Annotated in this window: 21 protein-coding genes; 15 read left to right on the top strand and 6 right to left on the bottom strand. The window is 57.5% G+C overall.

Translation table 11 applies throughout. The features are described from left to right. Positions 1-26: 26 nt before the first annotated feature. From AOA61_RS21325 to AOA61_RS21335, 3 genes are all read right to left on the bottom strand, one after another. The gene (locus AOA61_RS21325) at positions 27-716 is read right to left on the bottom strand and encodes an endonuclease (RefSeq protein ID WP_095185574.1); all 690 of its coding nucleotides are present in this window, start codon (positions 714-716) and stop codon (positions 27-29) included. Between the two features lie 4 nt (positions 717-720). Beyond that, positions 721-972 (bottom strand): DUF1654 domain-containing protein, encoded by a 252-nt coding sequence (locus AOA61_RS21330; protein ID WP_095185575.1) that lies wholly within the window; start codon positions 970-972, stop codon positions 721-723. A 256-nt stretch (positions 973-1228) separates the two neighbouring features. After that, entirely contained in the window at positions 1229-2317 is a 1089-nt protein-coding gene (locus AOA61_RS21335; protein WP_099602675.1) for an asparaginase, read from the bottom strand. A 553-nt stretch (positions 2318-2870) separates the two neighbouring features. Here AOA61_RS21335 and AOA61_RS21340 point away from each other — a divergent pair. From AOA61_RS21340 to AOA61_RS21370, 7 genes are read left to right on the top strand one after another with little or no spacing between them, the layout of a single operon-like run. Beyond that, complete coding sequence (locus AOA61_RS21340; protein WP_032886989.1) at positions 2871-3830, top strand: sugar ABC transporter substrate-binding protein; 960 nt, start codon at positions 2871-2873, stop codon at positions 3828-3830. 57 nt (positions 3831-3887) lie between these two features. Beyond that, entirely contained in the window at positions 3888-5441 is a 1554-nt protein-coding gene (locus AOA61_RS21345; protein ID WP_095185576.1) for a sugar ABC transporter ATP-binding protein, read from the top strand. Next, positions 5438-6415, top strand: coding sequence for an ABC transporter permease (locus AOA61_RS21350; RefSeq protein ID WP_032886985.1), 978 nt, complete (start codon positions 5438-5440; stop codon positions 6413-6415). The genes AOA61_RS21345 and AOA61_RS21350 overlap by 4 nt, the downstream gene beginning before the upstream one ends. Positions 6416-6418: 3 nt before the next feature. After that, positions 6419-7441: a LacI family DNA-binding transcriptional regulator gene (locus tag AOA61_RS21355; RefSeq protein WP_032886984.1), complete on the top strand. Its 1023-nt coding sequence runs from the start codon at positions 6419-6421 to the stop codon at positions 7439-7441. 23 nt (positions 7442-7464) lie between these two features. Next, positions 7465-8382 carry a ribokinase gene (gene rbsK, locus AOA61_RS21360; protein WP_099602676.1) on the top strand — a complete coding sequence of 306 codons (918 nt, stop codon included), beginning with the start codon at positions 7465-7467 and terminating at the stop codon, positions 8380-8382. Beyond that, positions 8379-8783, top strand: coding sequence for a D-ribose pyranase (gene rbsD / locus AOA61_RS21365; RefSeq protein ID WP_032886981.1), 405 nt, complete (start codon positions 8379-8381; stop codon positions 8781-8783). The genes rbsK and rbsD overlap by 4 nt, the downstream gene beginning before the upstream one ends. 26 nt (positions 8784-8809) lie before the next feature. Next, complete coding sequence (locus tag AOA61_RS21370; RefSeq protein WP_099602677.1) at positions 8810-9838, top strand: nucleoside hydrolase; 1029 nt, start codon at positions 8810-8812, stop codon at positions 9836-9838. A 33-nt stretch (positions 9839-9871) separates the two neighbouring features. Here AOA61_RS21370 and AOA61_RS21375 read toward each other — a convergent pair whose 3' ends face one another. After that, entirely contained in the window at positions 9872-10084 is a 213-nt protein-coding gene (locus AOA61_RS21375) for a hypothetical protein (protein ID WP_032886978.1), read from the bottom strand. A 154-nt stretch (positions 10085-10238) separates the two neighbouring features. Between AOA61_RS21375 and AOA61_RS21380 the strand changes: the two genes are divergently transcribed. Both AOA61_RS21380 and AOA61_RS21385 read left to right on the top strand, forming a co-directional pair. Continuing rightward, positions 10239-10544: a hypothetical protein gene (locus AOA61_RS21380; protein ID WP_032886977.1), complete on the top strand. Its 306-nt coding sequence runs from the start codon at positions 10239-10241 to the stop codon at positions 10542-10544. Positions 10545-10687: 143 nt separating this feature from the next. Continuing rightward, positions 10688-11008 carry an I78 family peptidase inhibitor gene (locus AOA61_RS21385; protein ID WP_032886976.1) on the top strand — a complete coding sequence of 107 codons (321 nt, stop codon included), beginning with the start codon at positions 10688-10690 and terminating at the stop codon, positions 11006-11008. A 68-nt stretch (positions 11009-11076) separates the two neighbouring features. Here the strand turns inward: AOA61_RS21385 and AOA61_RS21390 are convergent, their stop codons facing one another. After that, positions 11077-11289, bottom strand: coding sequence for a cold-shock protein (locus AOA61_RS21390; RefSeq protein WP_003234260.1), 213 nt, complete (start codon positions 11287-11289; stop codon positions 11077-11079). Positions 11290-11578: 289 nt separating this feature from the next. After that, complete coding sequence (locus AOA61_RS21395) at positions 11579-11893, bottom strand: hypothetical protein (protein WP_099602678.1); 315 nt, start codon at positions 11891-11893, stop codon at positions 11579-11581. A gap of 365 nt (positions 11894-12258) precedes the next feature. Here AOA61_RS21395 and thrS point away from each other — a divergent pair, with 365 nt between their 5' ends. From thrS to pheT, 6 genes are all read left to right on the top strand, one after another. After that, a complete protein-coding gene (gene thrS / locus AOA61_RS21400) occupies positions 12259-14181 on the top strand; it encodes a threonine--tRNA ligase (protein WP_095185580.1) in 1923 nt (640 codons plus the stop codon). After that, positions 14181-14732 (top strand): translation initiation factor IF-3, encoded by a 552-nt coding sequence (gene infC, locus AOA61_RS21405; protein WP_015884933.1) that lies wholly within the window; start codon positions 14181-14183, stop codon positions 14730-14732. Before thrS ends, infC begins: the two co-directional genes overlap by 1 nt. 60 nt (positions 14733-14792) lie before the next feature. Beyond that, on the top strand, positions 14793-14987 hold the full coding sequence (gene rpmI, locus AOA61_RS21410; RefSeq protein ID WP_002553160.1) for a 50S ribosomal protein L35: 195 nt from the start codon (positions 14793-14795) through the stop codon (positions 14985-14987). 29 nt (positions 14988-15016) lie between these two features. Continuing rightward, complete coding sequence (gene rplT, locus AOA61_RS21415) at positions 15017-15373, top strand: 50S ribosomal protein L20 (RefSeq protein ID WP_003192488.1); 357 nt, start codon at positions 15017-15019, stop codon at positions 15371-15373. Positions 15374-15482: 109 nt separating this feature from the next. Further along, on the top strand, positions 15483-16499 hold the full coding sequence (gene pheS, locus AOA61_RS21420; RefSeq protein WP_099602679.1) for a phenylalanine--tRNA ligase subunit alpha: 1017 nt from the start codon (positions 15483-15485) through the stop codon (positions 16497-16499). 26 nt (positions 16500-16525) lie between these two features. After that, positions 16526-18904 carry a phenylalanine--tRNA ligase subunit beta gene (gene pheT / locus AOA61_RS21425; RefSeq protein WP_099602680.1) on the top strand — a complete coding sequence of 793 codons (2379 nt, stop codon included), beginning with the start codon at positions 16526-16528 and terminating at the stop codon, positions 18902-18904. Position 18905: the final 1 nt, after the last annotated feature.

The raw sequence follows: 18905 nt of genomic DNA on the forward strand, positions 1-18905 counted from the left end.
CGATTGGGCGGCAGCGCCGCCCATCTTCAACCGCAGGCTTTCAGGTTGACCGGGCCGACAAACTCATTGCCACGCCCCATCACACACGCCACCGTCTGGTTACGCTGGCGCTCCCAGGCTTGGACCGGGTAGGTTTTGTTCCAGGCTTCGTACAACTGACGATCCTGTTTCGACAGGCGCAAGCCGTATTGTTTGCTCATGTAGAAGTAGGTTCGCGCGATCATCCCGCGTACGGAAGGTCGCGGCATCACCTTCTTGGCCTTGAAATCCACTTGGGTCAGGCATGAACCGTACTGCCCGCGTTGCACCGGCAGCCAGCCAAAGCTGAAGTTGCTTCGGTCTCCATTGACCTCGCCGATACTCGGCACCAAATTGTGCAGGTCTGCTTCGGCACGCTTGAACACGTCATCATGGCGCGTGCAGTTCTTGCGCCCGCCATTCTGCCAGCACTGGCGCTGATGTCCGATCTGCCAGGCCGGAACAATGTGTTCCCACTCGATGCGTGCGGCGCGGTTGGCGTTTTTGCGTGGGATATATCCGCAGGCTTTCAAGTCAACGCGGTTGCCGCTGTACTTGCAGCCGCAATAGAACTCGGTGGATTGCGGGGCGTAGAGTGTCCAGGCAACTTTTTTGGCTTCACTGAAGGTTCGGGGCGCCTGAGCGTGAGCGGTAACGGCAAAAAACAGGCAACACACAGCAATAAAACGGGCACTCATTCAATCAATCTTCCTTCGGCACAACCCAGAAAATCTGCACGCCACCGTCATCCCGGTAGGCTAGGGTGACGTTGTCGTTCTCCGCAATCTCCTCCAACAAGCGCTGCCAATCGTCCTCTGGTTCCTCCGGCAAGCGGAAGATCAGGGCTGCCTTGGCTTTTTGGGCATTGGTGGAGTTGATGATTTTTTGCACGCGAATGGCCAGGCGTGTGTAGGCATCGGGCGGGGTAGGTACTGCGGAAGATGACTTTGCCACGGAGCATTCCTTAATAAACTGTACGTGCATACAGTATTTAAGTGTGGGCAATTTCGCAACCGCTTAAAATTTAAGAGATTCGTCTGGCGGCGAGTTAGGGGGTTGGGTGTAGGGCGGGGGGAGAGGGATAGGTAGGTTGTTGTGGCGAGGGAAGTTGTTCCCGCTGGTCCGCGAAGCGGCCCCAAAAGAAGCTTTCGGGCGCTGCGTACATGAGCGGGAGCAAGCTCCCTCGCCACATACAAGGTTCAGTCAGGAATCAATATTCCCAGAAAATCCGTTGAAGCTCTTTGCTGTCTTGGGTCTTGGTCAGGGCAACCATTGCCAGAATCCGCGCTTTCTGCGGGTTCAGGTCGAGGGCAGCAACCCAGTCGTATTTGTCGTCAGGCTGTTCAGCGTTACGCAACACCATGCCGCCGGCATTCACGTGGGAGGAGCGAATGATCTGCACGCCTTGCTTGCGCAGTTCCACCAGGGCAGGCACCACTTTGGAAGATACCGAGCCATTGCCAGTACCCGCGTGGATGATTGCCTTGGCACCAGCCTGGGCCAGGGCTTTGTAGGCTGTGTCGCTTACGTTGCCGTAGCCGTAGGCGATTTCGACGTCCGGCAGGCTTTTGATGTTCTTGATGTCGAATTCCGAATCCATGGTATGGCGCTTGGCAGGCAGGCGGAACCAGTAGGATTTGCCTTCAACCACCATGCCCATTGGGCCCCATGGGCTCTTGAAGGCTTCGGTCTTGATATTGATCATCTTGCTTACGTCGCGACCCGATTGGATCTCGTCGTTCATGGTCACCAGCACCCCTTTACCGCGCGCGTCCTTGCTGCCGGCTACAGCCACGGCGTTGTAGAGGTTGAGCATGCCGTCGGCCGACATGGCGGTGCCTGGGCGCATGGAACCAACTACCACGATTGGCTTGTCAGTTTTTTCCACCAGGTTCAGGAAGTAGGCGGTCTCTTCCAGGGTGTCGGTACCGTGGGTGATCACGATGCCATCCACGTCTTTGTTGTCAGCCAGTTCGGCGACGCGGCGACCCAGTTGCAGCAGGTTTTCGTTGTTGATGCTTTCGGATGCAATTTGCATCACTTGCTCGCCACGCACATTGGCAATCTGGCTAAGTTCAGGAATACCGGCGATCAATTGCTCGATACCGACTTTGGCCGCCTGGTAGGTAGCGCTGTTGGCCGCACTGGCGCCAGCGCCGGCAATGGTGCCACCGGTGGCGAGAATTACCACGTTGGCCAGTTTGGTCTTGGATTCAACTTCCTTTGCCTGAGCGGCAACAGGGAACAGCAGCAGAAGGGCTAACGCGCCCGGAACAAAGTTCTTCAGTGCAGATTTCATTGTTTTTCTCTCTGGTTTTTGATGAGTGCTGTAGCAGGTTCATCTAGAGCGCCCGGGCGGTTCTGAATGCCACGAGGTGCTGGGTAGGAGCAGGATTTGTACCAGGCTGATTAAGTTCTTGGATATAAATTAACTAGCTGATTTATAACAATAATTGTCGTTCTTATGGCAGGTCCCGCAATGCGTCTGTCCGGCTTTCCGAACACGCTGCATGATTGCGTTCGGTTGTCCGAAGATGATCATCGGGAAATACTGAGTCGCATGAAGAGGTCTGTCGTTTCAGAGAACGAAGCGTTGGAGGGAATGTTTAATAACGTCCTTTCGCCGGACGGGAGGACAGAGGCTAGAGGCCTTAGATGAAAGGCTGTGTTCTACCGTTGACAAATCTCGACAAGGTTCTCATAGTTTGATTAACGCAAACGTTTGCGAGATGTTTCACGCGGCGCTCCCTGAGTGCTCTGAAAGATCGAATCAGCCACCCGTGTGGGATGGCTGCCGAAGGACTCTTCGGTGCAAGCGTTGCTCACAATAATCATAAGATCGGAGTGAACCCATGAAGCTGCCATTCGCTGGACGTCTTCTTGCTGTCGCTGTGCTTGCTGCCGCATCCGCCGCTTTACCTCTGTCCTCTGCCTTTGCTGACGACGCCGCCGCCAAACCCAAGGTCGGCCTGGTGATGAAATCTCTCGCCAATGAATTCTTCGTCACCATGCAGGACGGTGCCAAGGCTTACCAGAAAGACCATGCCGCCGATTTCGACATGATCACCAACGGCATCAAGAACGAAACTGATACCAGCGCGCAGATCGATATCGTCAACCAAATGATCCTCGCCAAGGTCAACGCCATCGTCATCGCGCCTGCTGACTCCAAGGCACTGGTCACCGTACTGAAGAAAGCCTCCGACGCCGGTATCAAGGTCGTCAACATCGACAACCGCCTGGACCCCGGTGTACTGAAAAGCAAAAATCTCGATATTCCCTTCGTTGGCCCCGACAACCGCAAGGGCTCCAAGCTCGTGGGCGACTACCTGGCCAAGCAACTGGCTGCAGGTGACAAGGTCGGCATCATCGAAGGCGTACCGACTACCACCAACGCCCAGCAGCGCACCGCCGGCTACAAAGATGCGATGGACGCTGCCGGTATGAAGATCGTTTCCACTCAATCCGGCAACTGGGAAATCGACCAGGGCCAGAAAGTCGCCTCGGCCATGCTGAGCGAATACCCGGACCTCAAGGCCTTGTTGGCCGGTAACGATAACATGGCCCTGGGCGCTGTCTCCGCGGTGCGTGCGGCAGGCAAGGCGGGTAAGGTAATGGTCGTGGGTTACGACAATATCGAAGCGATCAAGCCGATGTTGCAGGACGGCCGCGTACTGGCTACCGCCGACCAGGCAGCTGCCCAGCAAGCGGTATTCGGTATCCAGAACGCCCTTAAGCTGGTCAAGGGTGAGAAAGTCGATGCCAAAGACGGCGTGATCGAAACCCCGGTCGAACTCGTCCTCAAGAAGTAATTCTGGCGGCACCCAACAGCGCCCGCTCGTCCTGAGCGGGCGCCTGGAGATTTTCCTATGTCATCTTCCGCCCCGAACGCTGTCCTCTCGGTCAGCGGTATCGGTAAGACCTATGCCCAACCGGTTCTGTCCGACATCACCCTCACGCTCAACCGTGGGGAAGTGCTGGCGCTGACCGGCGAGAATGGCGCAGGCAAAAGCACCCTGTCCAAAATCATCGGCGGGCTGGTCACGCCGACCACCGGGCACATGCAATTCAATGGTCAGGATTACTGTCCTGCAAGCCGTACCCAGGCTGAAGCGTTGGGTGTGCGCATGGTCATGCAGGAACTCAACCTGCTGCCGACGCTGACCGTGGCCGAAAACCTGTTCCTGGATAACCTGCCCAGCCACTGTGGCTGGATCAGCCGCAAGCAACTGCGCAAAGCCGCGATCGAGGCCATGGCCCAAGTCGGCCTGGACGCCATCGACCCTGACACGCTGGTCGGCAGCCTGGGCATCGGTCACCAGCAAATGGTTGAGATCGCCCGCAACCTGATTGGCGACTGCCATGTACTGATCCTCGACGAACCCACGGCCATGCTCACCGCGCGTGAAGTCGAGATGCTGTTTGAGCAAATCACCCGCCTGCAGGCTCGGGGCGTGGCGATTATTTACATTTCGCACCGGCTGGAAGAGTTGGCCCGTGTTGCCCAGCGCATTGCGGTATTGCGCGACGGCAAGCTGGTCTGCGTCGAACCGATGGCCAATTACAACAGTGAGCAATTGGTCACCTTGATGGTGGGGCGCGAGCTGGGTGAACACATCGACCTGGGGCCGCGCAGCATCGGCGGCCCGGCCCTGACTGTGAAAGGCCTGAGCCGCTCGGACAAAGTCCGTGACGTGTCCTTTGAAGTGCGTGCCGGCGAGATCTATGGCATTTCCGGCCTGATCGGCGCTGGCCGTACCGAATTGCTGCGTCTTATCTTTGGTGCCGATCTGGCCGACAGCGGCACCGTGGCCCTGGGCTCACCGGCTAAGGTGGTGAGTATTCGCTCTCCCGTGGATGCAGTGGGGCATGGTATCGCCCTGATCACTGAAGATCGCAAGGGTGAAGGCTTGCTGCTGACTCAGTCCATCAGTGCCAATATTGCCCTGGGCAACATGCCGGAAATCTCTGGCGGCGGCGTGGTAAACAGCCGCGATGAAACCGCGTTGGCCAAGCGCCAGATCGACGCCATGCGCATCCGCAGTTCCAGCCCGGCGCAACTGGTGTCGGAACTGTCCGGCGGCAATCAGCAGAAAGTGGTGATTGGCCGCTGGCTGGAGCGCGACTGCTCGGTGATGTTGTTCGACGAACCCACCCGCGGAATTGATGTGGGTGCCAAGTTCGACATTTATGCCTTGCTCGGCGAATTGACCCGCCAGGGCAAAGCGCTGGTGGTGGTATCGAGCGACCTGCGTGAGCTCATGCTGATCTGCGACCGCATCGGCGTACTGTCTGCCGGGCGTCTGATCGAGACCTTTGAGCGTGACAGCTGGACCCAGGACGAATTGCTCGCCGCCGCCTTTGCCGGCTATCAGAAACGTGATGCGCTGCTCAATGACGCAGTGCTTAGGGATACCCCATGAAAACCACAACTACCTCCGGTAAAGCGGGCGGCAACTTCTACGGACTGGGCACCTACCTGGGGCTAGCGGGCGCCTTGCTCGCGATGATTGCGCTGTTTTCGGTGCTCAGTGACCACTTCCTGTCCTATGACACCTTCAGCACCCTGGCCAACCAGATCCCGGACCTGATGGTGCTGGCGGTGGGCATGACGTTCATCCTGATCATCGGCGGTATCGACTTGTCGGTGGGCTCGGTGCTGGCCCTGGCGGCGTCGGCAGTCAGCGTGGCGATTCTTGGGTGGGGCTGGAGCGTGTTGCCGGCCGCTCTGCTCGGCATGGGCTGCGCCGCGTTGGCCGGCACCATCACCGGCTCGATCACCGTGGCCTGGCGGATCCCGTCGTTTATCGTGTCCCTCGGTGTGTTGGAAATGGCGCGGGGCGTTGCGTACCAAATGACCGGTTCGCGCACCGCCTACATCGGTGATTCGTTTGCCTGGCTGTCCAACCCGATTGCGTTTGGTATCTCGCCGTCGTTCATCATTGCCTTGCTGGTGATCATCGCTGCGCAGCTAGTATTGACCCGCACCGTGTTCGGTCGTTACCTGATCGGTATCGGCACCAACGAAGAGGCCGTGCGCCTGGCCGGTATCAATCCCAAGCCTTACAAGATTCTGGTGTTCAGTCTCATGGGCCTGCTGGCCGGTGTCGCGGCGTTATTCCAGATCTCGCGTTTGGAAGCAGCGGACCCGAACGCTGGCTCCGGTCTGGAGCTGCAAGTGATCGCCGCGGTGGTGATCGGCGGCACCAGCCTGATGGGCGGGCGCGGTTCGGTAATCAGTACCTTCTTTGGCGTGTTGATTATCTCGGTATTGGCCGCTGGCCTGGCACAGATCGGCGCCACGGAGCCCACGAAGCGCATCATCACCGGTGCTGTGATCGTGATTGCCGTGGTTCTCGATACGTACCGCAGCCAACGTGCTAGTCGGCGGGGCTGAACCATGGCAACGATCAAGGATGTGGCGGCGCTTGCAGGGATTTCCTACACCACCGTGTCCCATGTGGTGAACAAGACGCGCCCAGTGAGTGAGCCGGTACGGGTCAAGGTCGAAGCGGCCATCAAGCAGCTCGACTATGTGCCCAGCGCCGTCGCGCGCTCGCTCAAGGCCAAGACCACGGCCACCATCGGTTTGCTGGTACCCAACAGCCTCAACCCGTATTTCGCGGAGCTGGCACGAGGCATCGAGGATTACTGCGAGCGTAACGGCTACTGCGTGATCCTCTGCAACTCCGACGACAATGCTGAAAAACAGCGCAGCTATTTGCGGGTGTTGTTGGAAAAGCGCATCGACGGCTTGATCGTGACCTCGGTGGGTGGTGATGACAGCGGCCTCGCCGCTGGGTTGAGCGCGGTGCGCACGCCCATGGTGATTGTCGACCGGGCGCTGGACGGCATTGATGTCGATCTGGTGCGCATCGATCATGAAGAGGGCGCCTACCTGGCGACCCGGCATTTGCTTGAGCTGGGGCATCGGGACATCGCCTGTATCGGCGGCCCGGCCCACACCCGTGTCGCGCAAATGCGCCTGGCGGGATACCAGCGCGCGCTCCGCGAGGCCGGTGTGGACGTTGCGCCCAATCGCACCCGGGAAAGCGACTTCACCAGCACCGGCGGTTATGCTGCTGCCGTGCAATTGCTGGCGCAGAACCCGCCCAGCGCAATTTTTGCCAGTAACGACATGATCGGCTTTGGCGTATTGCGTGCTGCAGCTGAGCGTAATATCCGCGTGCCCGGCGAGCTGTCGGTGATCGGATTTGATGATATTCAAATGGGCCGCTACGTGTACCCGGCCCTGACGACGGTCGGCCAGTCGATCCTGCAACTGGGCGAGACGGCCGCCGAGCTTTTACTGCGACGAATTGCAACACCCCAACTGCCGATCGATCAACGCATCGTGACGCCGAGCATCGTATTGCGCGAGTCGACGGCGCCCGTCGCCGGTGTGTTCGCGCAATACCGCTGAACCGAATTGATGAGTACTGATGTATGCCAGCAAAAGTAGTGGTAGTAGGCAGCTTGAACATGGACCTGGTCACCCGCGCCAGCCGGCTGCCCCGTGCCGGTGAGACCCTGATTGGCCAAACTTTTTCCACGGTGCCGGGCGGCAAGGGTGCCAACCAGGCCGTTGCATCGGCGCGACTGGGTGCGAGTGTGGCGATGATTGGCTGTGTCGGCACCGATGCCTACGGCACTGAGTTGCGTGACGCATTGCTGGTGGAAGGTATCGATTGCCAGGCCGTCAGTACCGTGGACGGTTCCAGTGGCGTGGCGTTGATCGTGGTGGATGACAGCAGCCAGAATGCGATTGTGATTGTTGCCGGCAGCAACGGCGAGCTGACGCCCGCGTCACTGCAGGCGTCTGATGCGGTGCTGCAAGCCGCCGATGTGATCATCTGCCAGCTGGAAGTGCCGATGGCCACCGTGGCCTATGCGCTCAAGCGCGGTCGTGAACTGGGCAAGACCGTGATCCTCAACCCTGCGCCGGCCAGCGCACCGCTGCCCGCCGAGTGGTATGCCTCGGTCGATTATCTGATTCCCAACGAAAGCGAGGCCACCGCATTGAGCGGTGTGACAGTCGACTCTCTGGACAGTGCCAAAGTGGCTGCCACGCAACTGATTAAAGCCGGTGCCGGCAAAGTCATCATCACTCTGGGCGCCCAAGGTGCATTGTTTGCGGATGGCAGTGGCTTTGAGCACTTGGTGGCGCCCAAGGTCAAGGCGTTGGATACCACGGCTGCCGGCGATACCTTTGTCGGTGGTTTTGCGGCGGCCCTTGCCAGCGGTAAAAGCGAAGCCGAGGCCATACGTTTTGGTCAGGTCGCTGCAGCATTGTCAGTCACACGTGCGGGTGCGCAACCTTCCATTCCTACGCTGCATGACGTTCAAGGTTTTGTACCTTTATGAAAAAGACCCCTCTGCTCAATATCGCTCTGTCGCGGCTGATAGCTTCCCTGGGCCATGGCGACATTCTGGTGATCGGCGATGCTGGTTTGCCGGTGCCGCCCGGCGTCGAGTTGATCGACCTGGCGCTTACAAAAGGTATTCCTGATTTCATCAGCACTTTGCGTATCGTGCTCAGTGAGATGCAGGTGGAAAGCCACGTGCTGGCGGAAGAAATCCTGCTCAAGCAGCCACCTGCGCTGGCGCAGTTGAACGTGCTGAGTGAACAGGCCGCCCTCGGCGAGCGACGTCTGCTCAGTCATGAAGCGTTCAAGCAACTGAGTCGCCAGGCGCGCGCGGTTGTGCGCACCGGCGAATGCCAGCCTTACTGCAATATCGCGCTGGTGTCCGGCGTAACGTTCTAGAGTTCCCCAACGACAAGGAGTGTTTTATGCAACGTGGTCTTCCAATCCTGAGAAATCTGTTTCGGAGTGTCCTGCTTTTGTCCGCGCTCACTGCTGCAAGCGCCCACGCGGCGGAAAAAATCGACCTCATCATCGACACTGACCCAGGTGCCGACGATGTAGTGGCCTTGCTCTTCGCCATGGCTTCCCCGGACGAATTGAACATCCGTGCGCTGACCACCGTCGCCGGTAACGTGCGCCTGGACAAGACCTCGCGTAACGCGCGCCTGGCCCGCGAGTGGGCAGGGCGTGAGGATATTCCGGTCTACGCCGGTGCACCAGCGCCGATGCTGCGCAAACCGATCTATGCCGAAAACATCCATGGCAAGGAGGGCATTTCCGGCGTCACCGTGCATGAGCCTAAAAAGGGCCTGGCCGAAGGCAATGCCGTTGATTACCTGATCAAGACCCTTCGTGCTGCCAAGCCTCACAGCATCACTATCGCCATGCTGGGTCCGCAGACCAACCTGGCGCTGGCACTGACTCAGGATCCGGAAATCACCCAGGGCATCAAAGAAGTGGTAGTGATGGGCGGCGCGCACTTCAATGGAGGCAATATCACGCCGGTTGCCGAGTTCAACCTGTTCGCCGATCCGATTGCTGCAGAGATCGTGCTCAAGAGTGGCGTCAAGCTGACTTACCTGCCGCTGGATGTGACCCACAAGGTACTGACCAGTGAGGCGCGTCTGAAAAAGATTGCCGACCTCAAGAACAACGCCAGCAAAGTCGTCGGCGATATTCTCAACGAATACGTCAAAGGCGATATGGAGCAATATGGCATCCCGGGCGGCCCGGTACATGACGCCACCGTTGTTGCGTACCTGCTCAAGCCTTCGCTGTTCAGTGGTCGCGAAGTCAATGTGGTGGTGGACAGCCGTGAAGGCCCGACATTCGGGCAGACCATCGTCGATTGGTACGACGGTCTGAAACAACCAAAGAATGCGTTCTGGGTTGAGAGCGGCGACGCTCAGGGCTTCTTCGATCTGCTGACTGAGCGCCTTGCGCGGCTGAAGTAAATCGATTGCCGGTCGACGTTCGTCGGCCGGTTCTTATTCGCGCTCGGGGTTGTGTGCCCCCATGTGATCGGCCGGGTATTTCTCGAATACCTGGCCAATGAAGGCTTGTGCCGCCTGAGTGCCGAGTTCCTTGACCAGCAGGTCTATACCGATGATTGCCAGTTCCTCTGGGCTTCCGGGGCTGTAGGAGCTTTGTCCTTGGGGCCACTTGGCTTTGATGTCGGCTTGGAGCGTTACGGTGGTCATGGAGGTCTCACGAGCTGAAATACTGGGTAATGCGCTGGGGCGCGGCTTTACCGGGCGCAGTTAAGCATTTTGCGCGGCGTTTGGCACTGCTACTTAGGCATGAATCAAGTGCTGTGCGACACTGTGCTCCTGTTTAATTGCCGGGGAATACCGCGTGCAGATCGATTTGAATGACCCCGAGAATCTCACCCTGGCCGCCGTGCGCCAATTGATCGCCAGTGCCAGTGATGACGAACATACTCAATTGCGTGTGACTAAGGCCGGTATCGCCTACCTATCATCTGGGGTAGTCGGGGGCACTGACATAGATGGCCTGTTGTTTCGTCTTGAGACCTGGGCAAAGGGCTCTGGTTACGTCGGAAATGTCGCTGCCAGCGACGAGGTCTGGGTCACACAGGTTTTCAACGCACTGAAGCAAAACTGGCCCAAGCCACCTTTTGACTACATCGACATCTACTGATTATGTTCATATCTGGTCACGATTGATCGGGCGAATGACTGCTGATAGTCAGGCAGACTTGCCCGACGGCGATTTACGTCTTGAAACCAATCTGCAAGACGGTTGTCGCACGATCTCTGTTCATTTTTTCAATAGGAGGCTTCATGCCTTGGAAGCTCGCATCATTCGGTACTTTGTTGGCAGCACTCGCGTTGGCGGGTTGCAGCACCCCGGGTACCTCTGAGCCAGCCAAAGACGCCGCAGTGACCGATGCAGGTCATAGCCGCTGTGAGTCAAAGGCTGCCGAGTTCACAATCGGCCAGAAAGCTTCGCCTCAGTTGCTGGAGCAAGCCCGGGCCCGTGCCGGTGCGCAGAATGCTCGCATCCTCAAGCCCAACGATATGATCACTTTGGAATACCGCTCCGACCGCCTGAACCTAAACGCTGACGACAACTTGGTGATCACTCGCGTCAATTGCGGCTGATCACTGCTTTTGCAGCGCCCATAAAAAACCCCGCCACATGGACGGGGTTTTTTTAGCTCAGCGGAGAATTACTCGCCGCGAACCTGTGCAGCTTGCATACCCTTTTGGCCTTTCTCAGCCACGAAGGAAACGGTTTGGCCTTCTTTCAGGCTTTTGAAACCGTCGCTTTCGATAGCTTTGAAGTGTACGAACAGGTCGTCACCGCCACCTTGAGGAGTGATGAAGCCGAAGCCTTTTTCATCGTTGAACCATTTAACGGTGCCGGTTTGGCGATTAGACATGGTGTATCTCCAAGAAACATATATTTTCAGTAGTGCTGTGCTGCTCAGGCCAACTGGGCACACCGGGCTATCATAGTCGAAATGTTCGGCTTGGGAGCCCCCCCAAGGCATTGTTTGCCAATCAATAGCGTTGCATTTAGTGCTTAGGTCGGCTGAAAGCCCCGGTCTACGGGGCTTTGGCGCGAAATATCAGCTGTTAAAAAAAGCCGTAAAAGCTGCGTAATTTGTGAGAAATGGCAGTTTTCGGGCGATTTTTCCAGCAGAGCGGCCGTCTGATCTGGCGCCGATCTTACTTTTTCTTCACGACTTTGCAGGATGAAATTGCAGCGACCGCTTTGTTTTTAAGTGGTGCACTGGCGTTCGGATTGGTCATCAATTCCTTGATTTCGGAACTGCTCAATTCGGCGTTGATCTTGTCGGCGCCACATTCGCAGTGGGCTGTGGCGGTTTTCACGTCCACGTTCTGGCTTGCCGCGGAAGTGCAGTCTTTGACGAAGCTGTCACGGGCACCGGCTGGCCAGTTGGAGGGCGCAGCAGCCTGCGCGCCGATGGAAAGGAGGCTCAGGGTAGCGGCGAGAGCGAGGGTAGAAGTAAAACGCATCATGGGATGCTCCTTTGGGTCGAGGACAAACAGCGATTCTCAGTGGGTTTGAGGTAGTGCGTACAGCTCAAGTTCCGTTTTGCAGCTATAAAGGCTGGAATTAGTAGTTACCTGGCCTGGCGCCGGCGCGATGACCGTTCATCTGTGCTAGCATCGCTCCCCTGGCTATTCTCGGGCGCGCCATTTGCCGCCTCGCCATGTTCTTTTTGTTCACTCCAGTCACTCTGGTTCGATTATCGGTTGGCCGAAAGGCTCCTGCCGCTGTAAGGCAGGCGTTCATCACTGAACGGCCTGGTATTGGATCTTGTACTGGCTCATCCCAACCCACGTGACCTTTGGTAGGGGTCACCACTAGGAGAGGAGGCGCCATGCCAACTATTACTCTTCCCGATGGCAGTCAACGTTCATTCGATCATGCTGTATCCGTATCCGAGGTCGCCGCATCCATTGGTGCCGGTCTGGCAAAGGCGACTGTGGCCGGCAAGGTCGACGGCAAACTGGTTGATGCCAGTGACCTGATCACCTCTGACGCCAGTCTGCAAATCATCACGCCCAAGGATCAAGAGGGGCTGGAGATCATTCGCCACTCTTGCGCGCACTTGATTGGCCATGCGGTCAAGCAGTTGTACCCAACCGCGAAGATGGTAATCGGTCCAGTTATCGAAGAAGGCTTCTATTACGACATCGCCTACGAACGTCCTTTCACTCCGGACGACATGGCTGCCATTGAGCAGCGCATGCACGCGCTGATCGAGAAAGATTACGACGTCATCAAGAAAGTCACCCCGCGCGCCGAAGTGATCGAAGTGTTCACTTCCCGTGGTGAGGACTACAAGCTGCGTTTGGTGGAAGACATGCCGGACGAGCAGGCCATGGGCCTGTACTACCACGAAGAATACGTCGACATGTGCCGTGGTCCGCACGTGCCGAACACACGCTTCCTCAAGTCATTCAAGCTGACCAAGCTGTCCGGCGCCTACTGGCGCGGCGACGCTAAGAATGAGCAGTTGCAACGTATCTATGGCACTGCCTGGGCTGACAAGAAGCAGCTGGCCGCCTATGTCCAGCGCATCGAAGAAGCTGAAAAGCGCGATCACCGTAAGATCGGCAAGCGCCTGAATCTGTTCCACCTCCAGGAAGAAGCGCCGGGTATGGTGTTCTGGCATCCGAACGGCTGGACCCTGTATCAGGTGCTTGAGCAGTACATGCGTAAGGTGCAGCGTGATAACGGTTACCTGGAGATCAAGACCCCGCAGGTCGTTGATCGCAGCCTGTGGGAGAAATCCGGGCACTGGGCCAACTACGCCGACAATATGTTCACCACCCAGTCGGAAAACCGCGACTACGCCATTAAGCCAATGAACTGCCCATGCCATGTGCAGGTGTTCAACCAGGGCTTGAAGAGCTACCGCGAGTTGCCGATGCGCCTGGCCGAGTTCGGTGCTTGCCACCGTAACGAGCCGTCGGGTGCGCTGCACGGCATCATGCGCGTGCGCGGCTTCACTCAAGACGACGCCCACATCTTCTGCACAGAAGAGCAGATGCAGGCTGAATCCGCTGCGTTTATCAAGCTGACCATGGACGTTTATCGCGATTTCGGTTTCACCGACGTCGAAATGAAGCTGTCCACTCGTCCGGAAAAGCGTGTCGGTTCCGACGAGCTGTGGGATCGCGCCGAAGCGGCACTGGCCGCAGCGCTTGATAGTGCGGGGCTTGCGTACGACCTGCAGCCGGGGGAGGGCGCGTTTTACGGTCCGAAGATCGAGTTCTCGCTGAAAGATTGCCTTGGCCGCGTCTGGCAGTGTGGTACCCTGCAGCTCGATTTTAACCTGCCGATCCGTCTGGGAGCCGAATACGTCTCCGAAGACAACAGTCGTAAGCACCCGGTTATGCTGCACCGGGCGATCCTCGGCTCGTTCGAACGGTTCGTCGGGATCCTGATCGAGCACTACGAGGGTGCATTCCCCGCGTGGCTGGCTCCGACCCAGGCAGTGATCATGAATATCACTGATAAACAGGCAGAATTTGCCGCTGAAGTTGAAAAAACTCTCAACGAAAGCGGATTTCGTGCCAAGTCCGACTTGAGAAATGAAAAGATCGGCTTTAAAATCCGCGAGCATACTTTGCTCAAGGTCCCCTATCTTTTGGTTATTGGAGATCGGGAAGTCGAGATGCAGACTGTCGCTGTGCGTACTCGTGAAGGTGCTGACCTGGGCTCTATGCCCGTCGCCCAGTTCGCTGAGTTCCTCGCGCAAGCGGTTTCCCGGCGTGGTCGCCCAGATTCGGAGTAATTATTATTAAGCGTGAAATGAGACAAGATAAACGAGCTGCACCGAAAGCCCCGATCAACGAGAATATCTCGGCACGCGAGGTTCGGTTAATTGGCGCTGACGGCGAGCAGATTGGCATCGTCTCGATTGATGAAGCGCTTCGTATTGCAGAAGAGTCCAAGCTGGACTTGGTGGAAATCTCCGCCGATGCAATCCCACCTGTTTGTCGGGTGATGGACTACGGCAAGTCGATCTTCGAAAAGAAGAAGCAGGTTGCCGCGGCGAAGAAGAACCAAAAGCAGATTCAAGTAAAAGAAATCAAGTTTCGTCCAGGGACGGAGGAAGGGGATTACCAGGTAAAACTGCGCAACCTGGTACGTTTCCTGAGTGATGGGGACAGGGCCAAGGTATCCTTGCGATTCCGCGGCCGTGAGATGGCCCACCAGGAGCTGGGGATGGAACTCCTCAAGCGGGTTGAAGCTGACTTGCTTGAGTACGGTTCGGTCGAACAGCATCCTAAGATGGAAGGACGCCAACTGATCATGGTCATCGCCCCGAAAAAGAAGAAGTAATCAACAGGGCACGGCAGGCCTTCTGATTATGTTTATCAACTGAATGCGGAGTATCCGAACATGCCAAAGATGAAGACTAAAAGTGGTGCTGCTAAGCGGTTTCTGAAAACTGCTAACGGTATCAAGCATAAGCACGCTTTCAAGAGCCACATCCTGACCAAAATGTCGACCAAGCGTAAGCGTCAACTGCGCGGTAGCAGCTTGCTGCATCCGTCTGACGTGGCAAAAGTCGAGCGCATGCTGCGCCTTCGTTAATTTTGGATCAAGAATAGAGGAAGTAACTCATGGCTCGTGTAAAGCGTGGCGTCATGGCCCGTAAGCGTCACAAAAAAATTCTGAAACTTGCTAAAGGCTACTACGGCGCGCGTTCACGCGTATTCCGTGTTGCCAAACAAGCGGTAATCAAGGCAGGCCAATACGCCTACCGTGACCGTCGTCAGAAAAAACGTCAGTTCCGCGCTCTGTGGATCGCTCGTATCAACGCCGGTGCGCGTGTTAACGGTCTGTCCTACAGCCGTTTCATCGCTGGCCTGAAAAAAGCGTCCATCGAAATCGACCGTAAGGTTCTGGCTGAACTGGCCGTGAACGAAAAAGCGGTGTTTGCTGCGATTGTCGAGAAAGCTAAAGCCTCCTTGGCTTAAGTACCCCCGACAGTCACCTTGGGCTGCTCCTGTAGCCCAAGGTGGTAAACGTCATAAATAGGGGAAGAGCCTTCAAGCTCTTCCCCTATTTTGTATCTGGAGTCTGTACATGGAAAACCTGGACGCGCTCGTCGCTCAAGCTCTTGAGGCTGTGCAAAGCGCTGAAGATATCAATGCCCTGGAGCAAATCCGGGTTCACTACCTTGGCAAAAAGGGTGAATTGACTCAGGTGATGAAGACCCTGGGGAATTTGCCAGCCGAAGAGCGCCCGCAAGTCGGCGCGCTGATTAACGTTGCCAAGGAGCGCGTCACAGAGGTTCTCAATGCGCGCAAGGCGTCGATGGAGGAGTCCGATCTCGCGGCCAAACTCGCCGCCGAGTCTATTGATGTAACTTTGCCTGGCCGTGGCCAAGCCTCGGGCGGTCTACATCCGATCACCCGGACTCTGGAACGTATCGAGCAGTTCTTCACCCATATAGGCTATGGCATTGCCGAAGGCCCTGAGGTCGAAGACGACTATCACAACTTTGAAGCGCTCAACATCCCAGGCCATCACCCGGCCAGGTCGATGCACGACACCTTCTATTTCAACGCGAACATGCTGTTGCGCACCCATACCTCACCGGTACAGGTCCGCACCATGGAAGCGAACAAACCGCCGATCCGCATCGTCTGCCCAGGTCGCGTTTATCGTAGCGACTCCGATATCACCCACTCGCCGATGTTCCATCAGGTCGAAGGCCTGCTGGTTGATCGCGATATCAACTTCGCCGACCTCAAAGGCACCATCGAAGAGTTCCTGCGAGTGTTCTTCGAGAAAGAGCTGGCGGTACGTTTCCGTCCATCGTTCTTCCCGTTCACCGAGCCTTCCGCTGAAGTCGACATGGAATGCGTGATGTGCAGCGGTAAAGGCTGCCGAGTCTGCAAACAGACTGGTTGGCTGGAAGTGATGGGCTGCGGCATGGTTCACCCCAACGTGCTGCGCATGTCCGGGATCGATCCGGAAGAGTTCTCGGGCTTTGCCTTCGGCATGGGCGTTGAGCGTCTGGCCATGCTGCGTTACGGCGTGAACGACTTGCGTCTGTTCTTCGACAACGACTTGCGGTTCCTCGCGCAATTTCGCTAGTCGTAACGAATCTTTAGGAGAGCAGGATGAAATTCAGTGAACAATGGCTGCGCGGCTGGGTAAGCCCGCAGGTAGATCGCGACGCGCTGGTTGCTCGTCTGTCGATGGCCGGTCTTGAGGTCGATAGCGTAACGCCGGCCGCCGGTGTTTTCAGTGGCGTGGTTGTGGGCGAGGTGCTTAGCACCGAGCAGCACCCGGATGCCGACAAACTGCGTGTGTGCCAGGTCAGCAACGGCGCGGAAACTTTCCAGGTGGTGTGCGGAGCGCCCAACGTGCGCCCGGGTCTGAAGATTCCGTTTGCCATGATCGGTGCCGAACTGCCAGGCGACTTCAAGATCAAGAAGGCTAAGCTGCGCGGCGTTGAGTCCAACGGTATGCTGTGCTCCCAGGCGGAGCTGCAGGTAGGCGAAGGTAACGACGGCTTGATGGAGCTGCCGGCGGATGCGCCTGTTGGCCAGGACATTCGTGTCTACCTGGAACTGGAAGACGCCAGCATCGAGGTCGACCTGACCCCAAACCGTGGCGACTGCCTGTCCCTGGCTGGGCTGGCCCGTGAAGTGGGCGCGCTGTACAACGCCCCGGTTACCCGTCCAGTAGTTGCCGCCGTGCCTGCGGTACACGATGAAGTGCGTCCGATTGAGGTGCTGGCGCCAGCTGCCTGCCCACGTTACCTGGGCCGCGTAATTCGCAACGTCGACCTGTCCAAGCCAACTCCGCTGTGGATGGTTGAGCGCCTGCGCCGCGCCGACGTACGCAGCATCGACGCTGCCGTCGACATCACCAACTACGTGATGCTTGAACTGGGCCAGCCGCTGCACGCCTTCGATCTCGCCGAAATCAACGGTGGCATCCGCGTACGCATGGCTGAAGAAGGCGAGAAGCTGGTTCTGCTCGACGGCCAGGAAGTCAGCCTGCGCGCCGACACCCTGGTGATCGCTGACCATTCCCGCGCTCTTGCGATCGCCGGCGTAATGGGTGGCGAGCACAGCGGTGTTTCCGCGACCACTCGCGACATCTTCCTTGAAAGCGCGTTCTTTGACCAAATCGCCATCGCTGGCAAGGCCCGTTCCTATGGCCTGCACACTGATGCGTCGCACCGTTACGAGCGTGGCGTAGACTGGAAGCTGGCCCGTGAAGCCATGGAGCGCGCCGCTGGCCTGCTGCTGGATATTACCGGTGGCGAAGCCGGCCCGATCACCGAGACTGTCAGCCAACAGTACCTGCCATCCGTGGCGCCGATCACCCTGCGCGCTAAAAGCGTTGAGCAAATGCTCGGCCTGGTCATCGCGCCGGCTGAAATCGAGCAACTGTTGTCGGCCCTCGGGTTGAATATTTCTGCAGGTGGGGAAGGGCAGTGGCATGTTGAAGTGCCAAGCCATCGCTTCGATATCAGCCTGGAAGTCGATCTAATCGAAGAGTTGGCTCGTCTGTACGGTTACAACCGCCTGCCGGTTCGTTATCCGCAAGCGCGCCTGGCACCGCAACCCAAGGCCGAGGCGCGTGCGCACTTGCCAGAGTTGCGTCGTCTGCTGGTTGCCCGTGGTTACCAGGAAGCGGTGACCTACAGCTTCATCGATCCGAGACAGTTCGAACTGTTCAACCCTGGTGTCCAGCCCCTGTTGCTGGCCAACCCGATCTCCAACGACATGGCCGCGATGCGCTCGTCTCTATGGCCTGGTCTGGTGAAGGCCCTTTCCCACAACTTGAACCGCCAGCAAGACCGCGTGCGCATGTTTGAAAGTGGTCTGCGTTTCGTGGGTCAGTTGGACGGTTTGAAGCAAGAGCCGATGCTGGCCGGTGTTGTCTGCGGCAGTCGCTTGCCGGAGGGCTGGGCGCAGGGCCGCGATGCTGTGGACTTCTTCGACGTCAAGGCTGACGTGGAAGCCGTCCTTGGCTTTGCTGGTGCATTGGATGCGTTCACCTTCGTTCCTGGCAGCCACCCGGCGCTGCATCCAGGGCAGACTGCACGTGTTGAACGTGAAGGTCGCTTGGTAGGCTTCGTCGGTGCTATCCACCCAGAATTGTCGAAAACCCTCGGTCTCGACCGTCCAGTATTCGTTTTCGAGTTGGTCCTGGCTGAAGTCGCCTCGGGCAAGATGCCTAAATTCAGCGAGCTGTCGCGCTTCCCAGAAGTGCGCCGCGACTTGGCACTGATCGCTGACCGTGAAGTTGCCGCCACTGCCGTTTTGGATGTTATCCGTGAAAATGCAGGGGAATGGCTGACAGACCTCAGGCTATTTGACGTCTATCAAGGTAAAGGCATTGATCCGCATAGAAAAAGCCTTGCAGTTGGCTTGACCTGGCAGCATCCATCGCGCACTCTTAATGACGATGAGGTGAATACCACGACACAAAATATCCTCACCTCGCTCGAACAAAGGTTGAACGCCACGTTAAGGAAGTGAC

The sequence above is a fragment of the Pseudomonas sp. 2995-1 genome (genome assembly GCF_002742505.1).
In the GTDB taxonomy this organism is placed as follows: domain Bacteria; phylum Pseudomonadota; class Gammaproteobacteria; order Pseudomonadales; family Pseudomonadaceae; genus Aquipseudomonas; species Aquipseudomonas sivasensis.